The 13,512-nt window shown below is 40.7% G+C and carries 11 protein-coding genes and 2 pseudogenes; 9 read left to right on the forward strand and 4 right to left on the reverse strand.

Annotated elements, in window-relative coordinates; translation table 11 throughout:
- Window positions 1–191 precede the first annotated feature (191 nt).
- The 5 genes and pseudogenes from ACQ5BJ_RS12185 to ACQ5BJ_RS12205 all read left to right on the forward strand — a co-directional run bounded on the left by ACQ5BJ_RS12185 (window position 192) and on the right by ACQ5BJ_RS12205 (window position 7,173).
- Window positions 192–1,619, forward strand: coding sequence for a PQQ-dependent sugar dehydrogenase (locus ACQ5BJ_RS12185; RefSeq protein WP_430110893.1), 1,428 nt, complete (start codon window positions 192–194; stop codon window positions 1,617–1,619).
- Window positions 1,620–1,719: 100 nt separating this feature from the next.
- Complete coding sequence (locus tag ACQ5BJ_RS12190; RefSeq protein ID WP_430110890.1) at window positions 1,720–2,634, forward strand: DMT family transporter; 915 nt, start codon at window positions 1,720–1,722, stop codon at window positions 2,632–2,634.
- Between the two features lie 1,011 nt (window positions 2,635–3,645).
- Window positions 3,646–4,723: pseudogene (locus ACQ5BJ_RS12195) on the forward strand (tyrosine-type recombinase/integrase); the annotation flags it as partial.
- A pseudogene (locus ACQ5BJ_RS12200) lies at window positions 4,697–6,800 on the forward strand (tyrosine-type recombinase/integrase). The pseudogenes ACQ5BJ_RS12195 and ACQ5BJ_RS12200, both read left to right, overlap by 27 nt.
- Window positions 6,793–7,173: a DUF6262 family protein gene (locus ACQ5BJ_RS12205; RefSeq protein WP_163975514.1), complete on the forward strand. Its 381-nt coding sequence runs from the start codon at window positions 6,793–6,795 to the stop codon at window positions 7,171–7,173. Before ACQ5BJ_RS12200 ends, ACQ5BJ_RS12205 begins: the two are co-directional and overlap by 8 nt.
- A 169-nt stretch (window positions 7,174–7,342) precedes the next feature.
- Here the strand turns inward: ACQ5BJ_RS12205 and ACQ5BJ_RS12210 are convergent, their stop codons facing one another.
- The 4 genes from ACQ5BJ_RS12210 to ACQ5BJ_RS12225 form a co-directional block, all read right to left on the reverse strand.
- The gene (locus ACQ5BJ_RS12210; RefSeq protein ID WP_430110887.1) at window positions 7,343–8,794 is read right to left on the reverse strand and encodes a serine hydrolase domain-containing protein; all 1,452 of its coding nucleotides are present in this window, start codon (window positions 8,792–8,794) and stop codon (window positions 7,343–7,345) included.
- Window positions 8,795–9,451: 657 nt separating this feature from the next.
- Complete coding sequence (locus ACQ5BJ_RS12215; protein ID WP_430110884.1) at window positions 9,452–10,111, reverse strand: hypothetical protein; 660 nt, start codon at window positions 10,109–10,111, stop codon at window positions 9,452–9,454.
- 532 nt (window positions 10,112–10,643) lie between these two features.
- Window positions 10,644–10,793 carry a hypothetical protein gene (locus tag ACQ5BJ_RS12220; RefSeq protein ID WP_005544296.1) on the reverse strand — a complete coding sequence of 50 codons (150 nt, stop codon included), beginning with the start codon at window positions 10,791–10,793 and terminating at the stop codon, window positions 10,644–10,646.
- Between the two features lie 82 nt (window positions 10,794–10,875).
- Window positions 10,876–11,058 carry a hypothetical protein gene (locus tag ACQ5BJ_RS12225; protein WP_289355228.1) on the reverse strand — a complete coding sequence of 61 codons (183 nt, stop codon included), beginning with the start codon at window positions 11,056–11,058 and terminating at the stop codon, window positions 10,876–10,878.
- 227 nt (window positions 11,059–11,285) lie between these two features.
- Between ACQ5BJ_RS12225 and ACQ5BJ_RS12230 the strand changes: the two genes are divergently transcribed.
- The 4 genes from ACQ5BJ_RS12230 to ACQ5BJ_RS12245 all read left to right on the forward strand — a co-directional run bounded on the left by ACQ5BJ_RS12230 (window position 11,286) and on the right by ACQ5BJ_RS12245 (window position 13,473).
- On the forward strand, window positions 11,286–11,756 hold the full coding sequence (locus ACQ5BJ_RS12230) for an AbrB family transcriptional regulator (RefSeq protein ID WP_430110881.1): 471 nt from the start codon (window positions 11,286–11,288) through the stop codon (window positions 11,754–11,756).
- Complete coding sequence (locus tag ACQ5BJ_RS12235; RefSeq protein WP_430113400.1) at window positions 11,707–12,030, forward strand: AbrB family transcriptional regulator; 324 nt, start codon at window positions 11,707–11,709, stop codon at window positions 12,028–12,030. The genes ACQ5BJ_RS12230 and ACQ5BJ_RS12235 overlap by 50 nt, the downstream gene beginning before the upstream one ends.
- On the forward strand, window positions 12,024–12,896 hold the full coding sequence (locus ACQ5BJ_RS12240; protein WP_430110877.1) for a pentapeptide repeat-containing protein: 873 nt from the start codon (window positions 12,024–12,026) through the stop codon (window positions 12,894–12,896). Before ACQ5BJ_RS12235 ends, ACQ5BJ_RS12240 begins: the two co-directional genes overlap by 7 nt.
- A 166-nt stretch (window positions 12,897–13,062) precedes the next feature.
- Window positions 13,063–13,473, forward strand: coding sequence for a GNAT family N-acetyltransferase (locus tag ACQ5BJ_RS12245; RefSeq protein WP_430110874.1), 411 nt, complete (start codon window positions 13,063–13,065; stop codon window positions 13,471–13,473).
- The last annotated feature ends 39 nt before the right edge of the window (window positions 13,474–13,512 follow it).

Raw genomic sequence — 13,512 nt, forward strand, 5'->3', positions numbered from 1 at the left:
AAATATCGACTCGTTTGTCCCGATGAATGATTTATTCATCGGGACTTTTCTTTTGGTGTAAAAAATCCTCGACATATTGGTTTTACCATGCAAGATGTATTTCGATCGGAGGCTGCTCTAATTTGATACTAATAGAACCGTTATAATCATATTCTTATAAAAGAAAATAATAAGAAGGAGGGTACAGTTATTTGGAAAAAGTTAAGGTTCGTTTACGCCCCATTGTAAGTAAGTTGAATATGCCCACTGTTTTGAAAACGGCTATACTTCCGGGTGACTCAATGGAAAGATTATTTATTGCAACCCAGGTAGGAGAGATTTTTTACATAGGAAACGGGGAGGTAAGGACTTTTTTAGATATTCGCTCACGAATCCTAAAATTAGGTGCCTCTAGTGGCGGGTATGATGAACGGGGATTGATAGGGCTGGCATTTCATCCTGAATTTTATTACAATGGCCTGTTTTATCTCCATTATTCAGTAGCTGGAACCCAAGGTTCAGGTGCTCTTCCAGGTTCTTTTGAATCTTTTAAGCCGAACCCGTGTGATTCTAAAACCTTACACTTGAAGTGGCTTAATAGAGAAACTCAATATGATCATATAGATACAGTTGAAGAATGGATTCTACATTCGAATGATGAACCTCAAAGACGCCGGACATTACTGAATATAAGAAGACCCTTTTTAAATCATAACGGCGTCAATAGCTTAAACTTTTCACCTGAAACAGGAAAACTTGTTCTGACAACCGGAGATGGCGGATCAGGCTATGATCCATTTCATTTAAGCCAAAATAATATGGAAATCGCGGGAAAAATCATTGAAATCGATGTCGCCAAACCTACATTTATCGATAATCCGCCCGTCGTTACACGTTTTAATGAGCTACCCGCATCTATTCAAGAAACGCTTACGGTAATGGCCAAAGGAGGCCGCAATATACCGGGCATTTCTTTTCAAAGGCTTTATCATAATCAGTATATCAAATACGTAGGAAATGTCGGACAGGATCTCGTAGAGTCGATTTTTTCATTCATTCACTATAAACCAATACCGGTTACTCAGCTTGTTCAAGCTTCTTTAGCGAATTCTGTACTTGATCAAGAAGGATTTATTAATTTTGGCTGGAGAGGGTGGGAAGGCGCTTTTCCTACTTCGCTTCTAACAGGCTGTTCTGCAGATCCGGCTTTGGATGAGAAAACAATTTCTTATTACGATGAAGCAATAACAACTTCAGTGCGGCGTCTTCCGCCTCTAATTAGTTATTTTCATAAGGATCCCCGAACCGATAAGTTTGGAGGTACTGCACTTACTGGAGTCCAGGCATATTTGGGAAATGAAATTCCCGGTTTAACGGGAAGCGTTGTGTTTACCGATCTTGCCAGGAATGAAGGATCTCCCCCTCCAGTTAAAGGGGTTTTAGCTTATACCAGGGCTAGAACGGATTGCAAACTAAGTGATTTTCGTGTTATTGAAACCGATTATGATTTTGGGTCTCAATCCGCTTATTATGTAAGTTTAGGCACGAATCTGAGTCAATCCAGGTTATATCTAGGGGTTTATGGCTCTACAAAAGTAACCGACGTTAACCAAGGCACTGTTTTCGAAATTGTTCCATAGTTCAGTTTCTCCCTACTATTTTTTATGCGCCCTTCTCATTATACTTACATGTGACAAGAACTTTTGTATGGTTGATCAACATTGTTTAGGGGGAGCAGCATTGAAATCACCGCTTATGTCTTATGCCACATTATTTCTTGGCGTACTCGCTTTATCGACTTCTGCGATTTTTGTGAAGTTAGCCGATGCGCCTGCGGGTATTATAGCGTTTTATCGGATGTTTTTTGCAGCGATTATGCTGCTGCCGTTTCTTCTCGTGAACAAAGAGAATAGGAGAGAATTACGTTCACTATCGAAGAAGCAATGGGGATTTGGAATGCTGTCGGGCTTATTTCTAGCCGCGCATTATGTGTTGTGGTTTGAGTCTTTGAATTACACGTCGGTCGCAAGCTCGACAGTTATCGTAACACTGCAGCCGCTGTTTTCTATGGCTGGAGGCTACTTTTTATTTAAGGAACGCTTTCGAACAGGGGCTATTCTTGGCTGTCTGGTGGCTATTGCGGGCAGCTTGGTCATCGGATGGCAGGACTTCCAAATTAGTGGACAAGCGCTATTCGGCGATATTCTTGCTTTTATTGCGGCGGGTGTAATTACGGCTTACTTTTTTATTGGGAAGCATGTTCGCAAACAGCTGTCACTCATCCCTTACTCCATCATTGGTTATGCAAGCAGTGCGCTTTTGTTAAGTTTCTTTTCCTTGAGTCAGCAAGCATCCTTCTTCGATTATTCCGCTCCAACATGGTGGTCCTTTTTTGGACTCGCCTTCATTGCAACGATATTAGGTCAAACGATATTCAACTGGCTGCTGAAATGGCTTAGTACGTCCGTCATTTCGATGAGCATTTTAGGAGAGACGGTCGGAACATGCATCCTTGCTTATTTCATATTGGATGAGGGTATCACACTCCAGCAAGGCATTGGGATTGTACTCATTTTGACTGGACTTGCGGTCTTCTTATTACAGCAGCGAAATTCAGTCGTGCCGCAAGTAGCTAGTGAGGAAATCAGGGCATAATTAGTATGTACCATAAGCGACATGACGCGACGGCGAACTGGGAAGACTAGGAACAGCACGATTGTCATAAGCACTACGGATATTGCAAGCATAAGTGCCATGGTAGACATGACCTCATCCTTCACATCGCCTAACACGATGGGCATTCCACCTGTTTGAACGGTAATAGCAGCATCGAAGTTACTGCTGCTAATGATGTGGTTGATTCTCGAGTGATTCAGGCGTAGGTGCCGATATTTGTGTTTTTTGATGTATTCAGTACGATGACAATATGTTCACCTTGTCCTGTAATCATAGGAGAGAGTTGAGATGGAACCTTCCTATTATCAGAAAAGACAAGCTGACGCAGCAAGTTGTCATTCATATCTTGCACGGCAAGCAAGTCTTTCAGGACTTGAGCAGCTATAGCTGTTTGTTGTTATTCCGTCAGCAAATTCTGTGTAAAGACTGCAATTGTTTCATTTTGCTGCTTGGTGTACAGAAAAAATAAAGTACTAGACTGGAATCGTTGATTTTCCGCGATTTTTGTGTATGAAAATGGTCAGCATTCGAGAAATAAGTTGTAGACTGACTCATGATTATGATTCGTTAAAAAATGAAAACCAGAAAATATAGTTAGACTGAGTGAATGAGAGGTGTGACTACGCATATCCGTCCACCGGAATCGGCATGCAGATCGGTAGTGCGCATTGATTCCGGAGTACCAGGAATGTGAGCAGCTGCTGTGTAAGTCCACCGTCACGCCTTACAGCGCCTACAGTCTAAAACTTTATTTTTCATTGATTAGACTATTATAAATAGTGGATACTATGTTCAATTTATGAGCATATATCCACTATATTTATATATGATAGATTCATTATTTAGACGTCGAAGTTACTGTTTACAATGTATATAATGTAAAGATTAAATGCAACGTATGATTCTATTTGTGGAGGGCGTAGCCCATAGCGGGAGGCGTAGCGAGGTTAAAAACCGAGCGTAATCAATTAATATTGGAAGGTGAAGTCGTTGAGAGTACAAGAAGTTATCCTAAAGGATAACAACAAACGTTACATGTTGATAGATGGAAATGGTTTACCTGTGATCCCTGTTTTGAAATACCTAAAATACTTAGACAATACGGGAAAAAGTAGAAATACGCAGAAAACGTATTGTTATGCGTTAAAGCAGTATTTTGCGTACTTAAAAGAGACGAATAAAGATCACAATAATATTCGATTAGAAGACTTGGTGGAATTCGTTGGTTGGTTGCGCAGCCCTTTTGAAAGCAACAAGATAACTCCATCTTAAACCGATTCAAACAAAGAGGACAGAAAAGACCATTAATCTAACAGTAACAGCTGTTACAAACTTTTATGATTATTTGTATCGAAATGAAGAGCTTATCAATGGTATGTCCGAGAAGTTAATGCGGCAGGTATTTACTGGAGGAAGATCACGATATAAAAGCTTTCTGCATCACGTTCATAAGGACAAGCCGTCTATAAGAAATATATTAAAAATTAAAGAGCCACGCAAGAATGTTGAGACACTTTCAAAAGAACAAGTGCAGCAAGTGCTAAACGCAACAACAAACATCAGAGATCAGTTTCTCATCCAAGTGTTATTTGAAACAGGTTTGCGAATTGGTGAAGTCCTCTCACTCTATTTGGAAGATTTTAAGTTTGATTACAGAGGCCATCGGATTTTTCTAAAGGATCGAGGGGAATTAGAAAACGGAGCCATGCTCAAAACAGGTGAGCGTGGAATATATGTGTCCCAGGCGTTAATGGACTTGTTTGATGACTACTTATATGAAGTTCTTGATGAGTTGGACTTTCGTTCCAATTTCGTTTTTGTAATTCTTCGAGGTGAAAATAAAGGTAAGCCCCTGACACTTACCGCTGTAGAAGCTCTTTTTAAGCGTTTAAGGGAGAAAACGGGAATTCGCAAACTTCACCCCCACCTTTTTAGACACACACACGCTACGATGTATTACCAAGAAACCAAAGACATAAAGCAAGTGCAGGAACGTTTAGGACATTCGCAGATTCAGACCACGATGAATCTATACCTAAAAATCAGTCTACGTACATACCGTGAGGAATTAAGCTTTCATGAGAGATTAGAGCAAGAGCTTTCTGCTTATCCTGAGAAGACCATTCATACTGATGGATCTATAAACGTGAAGCATGTAAATAATCCTTATTTCCTGGTCAATGATAAATGGAATGTTGATTTTATCGGAGATATCAAACAGTTTAAAAAGCTGGCGGAGAATTATAATCACTCAACTCAAAATATCCATTTTCGAATCAAAAGCTCTACGGTTAATTTAGAAGCAAAATACTTTTGGTATCACGAGCTATTTTATGCTGAGAAAGCTCTCGTCACTATTTTTGTGGGACAATGCTGGAGCGTATTTACAAAATTCCTAAATGAAAAGTATCCTACTCTATTTTCCCTGCTTGACTTAGGTATTGATAAAGTTAGAGCGTGAATGGCTATTTTGGTTGCATGAACAGAAATATAAGACACAAGAGATTCAAAAACATGCATTTCGTGCCGAAGTTACACGAAAAACACATTTGGCGGGCTATTTGCGATTGTTTCTTTCAAAGTTCGTGCAATTAACAGACACCCGTGAAGAATGGGAAAAAGATCGCTGGGATGTAAGGATACTGCATGATAAATATGGGATTCACTATAACAAGAGTAATTCTGCTCACTATCTTGATTTCACGAAGATCGAAAGTTTTAATATGCGTCTTCAGATTAAAAAATACATTAAACTACGTCTATTGAGTAAACACAACTTTACTTGGGCTTCAGCAATAGCTTATATGAGTTTTTTACCAAATTTTCTTTCTTGTGTGTCTTTAATGGAACCAAATTGGAACGATTTAAGAGGCTTAAAACGCACTCACATGGAAACATATATTCGATGGTTACACGGCTATGCCAAGGGAAGTATAAAGCACAGAAATACACATCCTGAACGTTATATAAACAAAGGATTTCTAGTTGTCGGCAAGTTTCTGGAGGATCTTCACCGTTACGAATATGACATCGCTCCTGAAACTCCTGTACAAAGGCTCCTTTTTCCAGAGGATAAGCCCAAGCTTCGAAAAAAATCTATTGACCAAATTGACTACATTCCAGATTATGTTTTAGAGCAATTATTCACCCATATTAATTATTTACCTAAAGAGATAACTCCTATCGTATGGGCAGCCTTTAAAACAGGGCTGCGCGTTTCCGATGTGTTAGGCTTAACTTCGGACTGCTTAGTAAAACTAAACGGCAAATACTCCATTGTAACGGATATTGAAAAGACTTATGTTCAAGGTCATCGAATTCCCATTGACGAAAAGTTGGCGGATATTCTTGCAGTTCTCATTCAACATTCAAAAGAAAGAAGCAATCAAGATAATAATCCAGAAGGATTAATTTTTGTTCGTTATCGTGGTGCTCGCAAAGGAAGGCCATTCAACCAGCATTGGCTTCTGAGACAATTAAATGAACTGGCTATGAAAAAGAATATCACCGATGAAAATGGGAATGTATTTCACTTTAAAACCCATCAGTTTAGACATACTTATGCAGTTAAGATGCTAAATGGTGGAGCGGACATTCTGACTGTCCAAGAGTTGTTAGCCCATGCTTCTCCTGAAATGACCTTGCGGTATGCAAAGTTGTTAGACGATACGAAAAGAAAGGCTTTTGAAACTGTAATCACTCAAGGTGTTTTTAGCTTTGACCTTAACGGTGATGTGCAGGAAATTAAAGTGGGAGAAGACATTCCTGCAGAGATCTTAAATGCGTTATGGCAAGACCATAAGTTGAATGCAATGGATAACCCTTATGGGACATGCCACGCTCGTTTAAAAGGTGAATGCCCTCACATGGAAGCACCACCTTGCTTAACGTGTAATGGAGGAAGCCCATGTAAAGATTTAGCCATAGGCTTCTCTGAATTGGATGTACAGAAATATGAACTGCATATTAAAACCACATCAAAGGCTATTGAGGCAGCAAAACAACACGGTCGTGAAGATATGGCTGAGAAGAATGAGAAAAATCTACTATGTTATCAGGGGATTCTAACTAACCTTCAAGAAGGCAATATCATTTTCGGTAGACAAGACCGTATAAAAAGAAAGGTGAGTGCTGGAAATGGCTAATTACGACCGTACAGCTCATCTGAAGAGAATCCATGCCCAACGGAAGGCGAGTACCCTAGAGAAGGTAGATCAGGCGATTAAACGCCTCTTACGAGCCAACAAGAGCATCAATTTCAATAGCGTATCAGAAGAATCGGGTGTATCGAAAGCGAGTTTATATAACCATTCAGATATCCGCGAGAGGATCGAATCCTTACGCCGTCAACAATCACAAGCACCTACCCCAAAGCAAATAAAGCGTGAGATGAATGATGCGAATAAGGATATACTCATCGAAACGTTAAAACGCAAAATCAAAGCACTGGAGAACGAGAACAAAGAAATACGAGAAGAAATGAAAAAGGCTTATGCTCAGATTTACGAAAAATTTTAGTTGCACTTCATTGAGCTAACGGGCAGGATAGTTTGAGATCATTTGCGGTGAACCCTACCATAAGTAACGACGAAAAATAGGGAGTGCTCGGGCACTCCCTTCTAGCTGGTATTGTATCTTATCAAATGTTTACTTCACATTATGCCAATAAGGCGAACGAACAAAATGCTTATTTTCGGAGCGAGGCATTATATCGGTGAGTGTATACAAACCATGTAATGCTTGCTGTTAATAATGCCGACGAAATCAAAGCTGTAAGAACACTATATGTTTGCCAAATAAGTATCGTTGACCAATCTAATGCACAGCACATTATACACAGGGCAATCGTAGCAATCAGCAAAATAACTGTTACCATTATTCGCTTTTTTGTCATTGGCTGCCGCTCATTCGTTTTCCTTCTGCGTAATCCTAAGAGAAAGAACAGAACGGCCAATAGGCAAAGAATAATTGTGGTGGACGATAAAATGATGTCCAAAAGCTGTGTGCCGCTTATTTCATATGACTGCGTTAGATTGCCGTCTAATATATCTTTAACTTTTAGTACCATGCTTCTATTGATATTTGCGCCGTTGGTCAGCAAGCAGATGGCTGTTCGTTCATTTGGCAGTATGGCCACTTCGGTTCCGAAATTGGGATTGCCCCCTGGGTGCTCTATAATCGTTTGGTTGGCGTTTACCGACCAGCCCGCCGCATAATACATTTCGTTGACAGCCGGAACAGACATATCACCCTGATGTGATTTTTCGATAACCGTATGGAATATTTCGGGTATGTCCTGCACAATACCCATCTGTATGCCCATCCAACGCGCCATATCTTTTGTACAAGAAATAATGTAGCCTGCGGGTTTATTCCCGGAATAATCCGGCGCGTTATATGGAGTTGTCATAAAAAAGGAAGAACGGTAGCCCTGTGCCAACTGTCCGGTGGCTTGAGCATCTTCTTTATAAACATACGTCTGGTGAAGACCTAACGGCTGAAATACCTGTTCCCTCATAAAGTCTTCATAGCTTTGTCCCGACACAATCTCAATAACCAAACCCAATACGTCATAATTAACGGTTCCATAGTTATACTGTTCACCGGGAGGGAACGCCAACTCAGCATCTACCAGCATTTCCACAGTCTTTTGCAGCAAATCTGGCGTATTGCCTTGTGGAATATTTTGAGTATGCCTACCATTTGTTAGGCCGCTAGTATGGTGAAGAAAGTTATTGAGTGTAAGGCTTTGCATATCAACAGGTTTCCCTTGATACTTTAACGTAAACCAAGGTAAATATTTTTGGACAGTGTCAGTCATTGACAGCAGCCCTTGCTCTTCCAACAGCAGAATACCCATGCCGGTAAAAGCTTTACTGACCGAGGCCAACTCATATAGTGTATTTTCACTTGCAGACAACCCACTTTCACGGTCTGCATACCCGGAAGAAAAGTAGAACACTTCATCATCAGCAAGTATTGAGATTGACATTCCCGGCACACCTGATATACGAGAGGCATCATCCAGCAACGCTTGTATTGCCGTAGATTGCGTATTTGACAACGACGCATAACTTTGTGTTGCGAATCCTGAGAATAATATAAGTATCGTTAATACAAAAACAATAGTCTTTTTCATAAACTCTCCATTTCGAAAAATCTATGCGAGGATAATATAAACAACCCGTAGTACGCCTTATCCGCCAAATGTGTCATTTCACTATATTTAATATAGATGTTCAATGATCAGATTACTATTGTAAACTTCACATTCTTATGGATATTATTTTTAGGAACACAAAAAGACCCATCTGCTTCATCAGCAGAAGGGTCAATTGTCTGAAAGTATTCCTCAACGTTCTCATCAAAGGTTAACTGGATCTCTTCAATCTGTTTCGTTACAAAATCCTATTTATTTATAATATTATACATACAATCTTTAATCCTCAACATATATACCTTCGCAGTTTGGCCATTAGAATTGCACCGGTAATTAATTAAGCTAACGGGAAACGTTAGTTAAACATAAAGGGTTCCACATATTAGTCATGCATAATATGTAGAACCCTTTATTTTATTTGATTTGATTTCCTTAAGTTTAGGTCTTGATAATTTTCAGTCTAGAACTTTATTTTCTTCTGACAAAGAGCTCTTCCGACAATGGGAACTCTTCATGTTCCTAGAGATCCTTTCGGAATCCAAGAACGGCAGATATACAAAAAATAACTCGCGTGGGTTCTCCAACATAAAAAGGACTGCCTGCAGCAGCCCTTTTAGATACGCGCTTGATATTCTACTAAATGCAACCTGGGATTCCTGCTTGTGAAGTAGTCCATTCCTTTGTTGTATTAACTGTTGTTGTCGTTACCTTAATAAGTCCTATGTTTCCAACTGATATCCACGATTCTACTTTAACTTTAGCTTTCAGTTCAACTTTTTTGCCGTCATCAATAACTTGAGCTCCAACATCTCTACTAGCTATTGTGAAAGTTGTTAATACATTATCATCGTTATCTATTACTGAAACGGTAGCATTATTGACAGCGGTAAATTTGTTCCACGAGTAATTGGCACTTGCTTCATAAGATAATTCAAACGATCCACCAAGATTAGTTGTATAATATAACATTTTCATGCCAGTACAAAAATCAGCTCGAGGAGCTATTGCATTAGGGTTTTCTGTTGATGTAACTTCTTTAGGAAGTTGTTTTAATTGATTAAGAGCTTGTTCCAATTCCCCGACAGTAACAGTAACGGAATCATCTGAAAAAGCAACAGCATCAGCTTTTTTCAGATCTCTAGGATCTAATCCTAGATATTCAATAACTTGGTTTACATTCTCTTCAGTTACAATTGTGTCCGTTGATAATGCTCCACTTGCGCTCGCCTGTCCACCAAAAATTAGAGCGATTGAAAGACATAGAGCGATACATAAACTAATAGATTTTCTTACCATTGGACTATCATCCTCCTTTTTTTCACTTCACCATACTATATACATATTTACCAGTATATTTTTCAATTAATTGAAATAAATTGTAAATAGACTTTTGGAAATGACTATATTCCTTTCGCTTCAAATGCGCCTTCAACACGATTCCATTTCAGCGATTTGTGTGTGTTAACTAGTCCAACAAGTATATAATCATAAAAGAAAAGGAGGTGCTGTATCTAAATGGAATTTATAGAAATAGGACTAAAACTATTTGTTTTTATAATAGGTATTTCACTATTCTTTGCTCTGGTAGGTTTTCTAGTCAAAAAATATCTAAGTAACTTCTTTGATAAAATATTTTCTTCAATTAAAAATATTTTCAAAAAAAAGGACTGACCATATTGTACGAATTCAGACAATTTGTAAAGACTGTGCACATAATCCCGGATTTTGTGAAATAGTCTAGCCTCTCGAACGCCGTATTCGGGCAAATTCAGCCTTGAGCGGGGATTTTCTTCTTCGGTCGATGATACATAATCCATCTTCAAGCAAATCATGAGTGCTTCCCAACTCTATATTCTCCTTCGGTCACTCTATGTACTTCGTACCGATCATCCGTACCCGTTGCTACTCCGCCGAACGTCACGTTATCTCCTACATCCATCTGGCGGATTGTCTCTTTCTGCACATTGTTTAATATCATGTTCTCATCTTCTTACTTTTCAGGGTAATGATAAATTAGCCCATGATCGAACTTATCCGGATCTATTTGACTCGACTTCAGATCATGAAGCTGCAGATTGATTTTGTTGCTGGACGATGTGACCGAGCGCGCGAATCATATCACTCAGTTCGTTCACCGTTTTTTGTAGGTCAGATAAAGCTTTCGCCAGATTTACTGTCACATGGCCACCATTATCATTTACATCGTTCACCGTTCTGATCGTAGGCGTTCTAGCTGCAGCCAACACATAACTCTTATGCCGCTTACGTAGCTGCAGGTGATGGTCGTGTTGCCGAATATGAGTTGGCTTTCTTTATTTTTCCTATTCAAGAGACTCGATTCATTTTGCCATCGCTGCTTGCTCTACGTTACCAAAATACGCAGCCGCCAGCTGATTGATCGATAGAGCATGGGTTCCTTCCGGAGTCGTGCTGCCTTCGCGTATGAAAGATGCATTTCCCCATAGGTCTAATGACGATTATTACAGCTACTCCCTTGCTTCTGTTGAACCCATTATTCGGCAATATGAGTGGATCAACAACACACTCACTCGAAACTTCCCAACAAGTAGCGACAGCAGCCTATACAAGCGAAATGCTCCTGAAACTGATATTGTTCGCTGCGATCAGTATTGCATGTGCGCGTATCGGCACCAAAATCAAATTGCCGACAGCTTATTTATTAGGCCCTGCAACCGGCATTGCCCTTGTTCAACGATTCGGAGTCGACGGAGTTCCTCTTCCTCCTTCTGTGATTCATATGGCTCAGCTTCTCATCGGCACTTATGTAGGGATGACGCTAAAACCAGGTCAGATGACGAACAAGTTGAGGAACGATTGGCCTTGCGATTGCCAGCGGACTCACGCTGGTGGTTGGTGCTCTCGCATTAAGTGTGTTGCTAGCGGCACTGCAATCTGTATCCGAGTCGACGGCGCTGCTTAGTCTCGCTCCCGGAGGCATGGAGCAGATGGGGATCATTGCACATGAGATTCAGGCTGACCTCTCGATGGTATCAGGCTATCAGATATTCCGTACTCTGTTTATTTCCTTTGCGGTTCCTCCTCTCTTACAATTCTTGTTCCGCATCATGCTAAGAAAGAGACAGGCAGACATCATCATTTGTAGCGTGGACAGATTTTTTTTAATAGATAGAACCAATTCATTCCGTTATAATCATCTCAGATTGCTAGCACATCGGAGGTGCTCTACTTGCTAGAAGGAAACCGAGATTATTCTCATACCCTTCACCACATTCATTGGGACGACCTGCGCGCCGATTGCGAAAATTGCTTCGGGCTTTGCTGTGTTGCGCTCCCATTTGCTGCATCTGTTGATTTTGCCATGAACAAGGATGCGGGAGTGCCTTGCTCGAACTTACAGGCTGATTATCGCTGCGGCATTCACACGAATTTACGAGAACGAGGATGTAAAGGGTGCACCGTGTTTGAATGCTTCGGCGCAGGACAGAAGGTGTCGCAGATTACGTTTGAGGGAATCGATTGGCGGGAAGGCTCAGAGAGAGCGAAAACGATGTATAACGTCTTTCCGATTATGCATCAGCTCCACGAAATGCTATGGTATTTACATGAAGCGCTTATGCGGGAGGCAGTGCGTTCTATTCGTCAAGAGCTTAGCATGGCGCTGACAGAGACGATACGTCTGACAGAGCTCCGTGCAGATGAACTTCTGAAGCTGGATGTTCCTACACATCGCGCAAATGTAAATATGCTGTTAGTGCAAACTAGCGAACTGGTATGGCTGGAGGTACGCCGCAATCTAAAGGGCAGTTCGAATGGAGAACGAAAGAATTATCGCGGCGCTGATCTTATGGGAGCCAAATTAACAGCAGCCGATCTCAAAGGGGCTAACTTTCGAGGCGCTTATCTGATCGCTGCTGATTTGAAGCATGCGGATTTGCGTGGAGCCGACTTCATCGGAGCGGATTTGCGAGATGCTGATCTTTGCGGTGCGGATTTGCGAGACAGTATTTTTCTGACTCAGGTGCAAATTAACGCTGCGAAAGGGGATGCGCATACTAAATTGCCTGGAGAGCTGTTCCGCCCGGCACATTGGACACCATAGCAGCAGTAGGCAAGCTGGCGTAGAAAATAATGGTTGCGTAATATATTAGACTTCCGTATATTGGTATAGTGCTTCTTTTGAGGATACGGAGGTTATTGGTTTGTTTTTACTTTATTATTGATATCGATCATTTATCTCAGACAAGTCCATGAGGAGATGATCGAATATGATATACAAGTACTCAGTCGATGGAATTACAGTTGAAATGTTAGAAGGCTTTTTTGTGAATTGGCCGAATCCGCCGAGTCCGGAAACTCACCTTCGGTTATTGAAGAACAGCAGCAAAGTGATTCTGGCGGTGGATGAGCAGACGGGTCAAGTCGTAGGATTTATAACAGCGATAAGTGACGGTGTGTTGTCTACATATATTCCACTGCTTGAAGTATTGCCTGCATATAAAGGCAAGGGAATTGGTAAGCAATTAGTCAGTCAGATGCTCAAAAAGTTGGATGACATCTATATGATTGATTTGTGCTGTGACGATGACCTGGTTCCTTTTTATGAACATTTCGGCATGATGAAGGCGAACGGGATGATGTTCCGGAATTACCGCATGCAGTCCGGAAGTCCTGACTAAATCAACGTGAAAAACGCTTGGACTTCTGTCCAAGCGTTT

This window comes from Paenibacillus sp. B1-35, assembly GCF_050474385.1.
GTDB lineage: Bacteria > Bacillota > Bacilli > Paenibacillales > Paenibacillaceae > Paenibacillus_B > Paenibacillus_B alvei.

Excerpts from the sequence above, each read along its gene's own strand:
- ACQ5BJ_RS12220 (WP_005544296.1), bottom strand. The coding sequence starts at position 10,793 with ATGATATTAAACAATGTGCAGAAAGAGACAATCCGCCAGATGGATGTA.
- ACQ5BJ_RS12210 (WP_430110887.1), bottom strand. The coding sequence starts at position 8,794 with ATGAAAAAGACTATTGTTTTTGTATTAACGATACTTATATTATTCTCA.
- ACQ5BJ_RS12230 (WP_430110881.1), top strand. The coding sequence starts at position 11,286 with ATGACGATTATTACAGCTACTCCCTTGCTTCTGTTGAACCCATTATTC.
- ACQ5BJ_RS12245 (WP_430110874.1), top strand. The coding sequence starts at position 13,063 with ATGATATACAAGTACTCAGTCGATGGAATTACAGTTGAAATGTTAGAA.
- ACQ5BJ_RS12205 (WP_163975514.1), top strand. The coding sequence starts at position 6,793 with ATGGCTAATTACGACCGTACAGCTCATCTGAAGAGAATCCATGCCCAA.
- ACQ5BJ_RS12215 (WP_430110884.1), bottom strand. The coding sequence starts at position 10,111 with ATGGTAAGAAAATCTATTAGTTTATGTATCGCTCTATGTCTTTCAATC.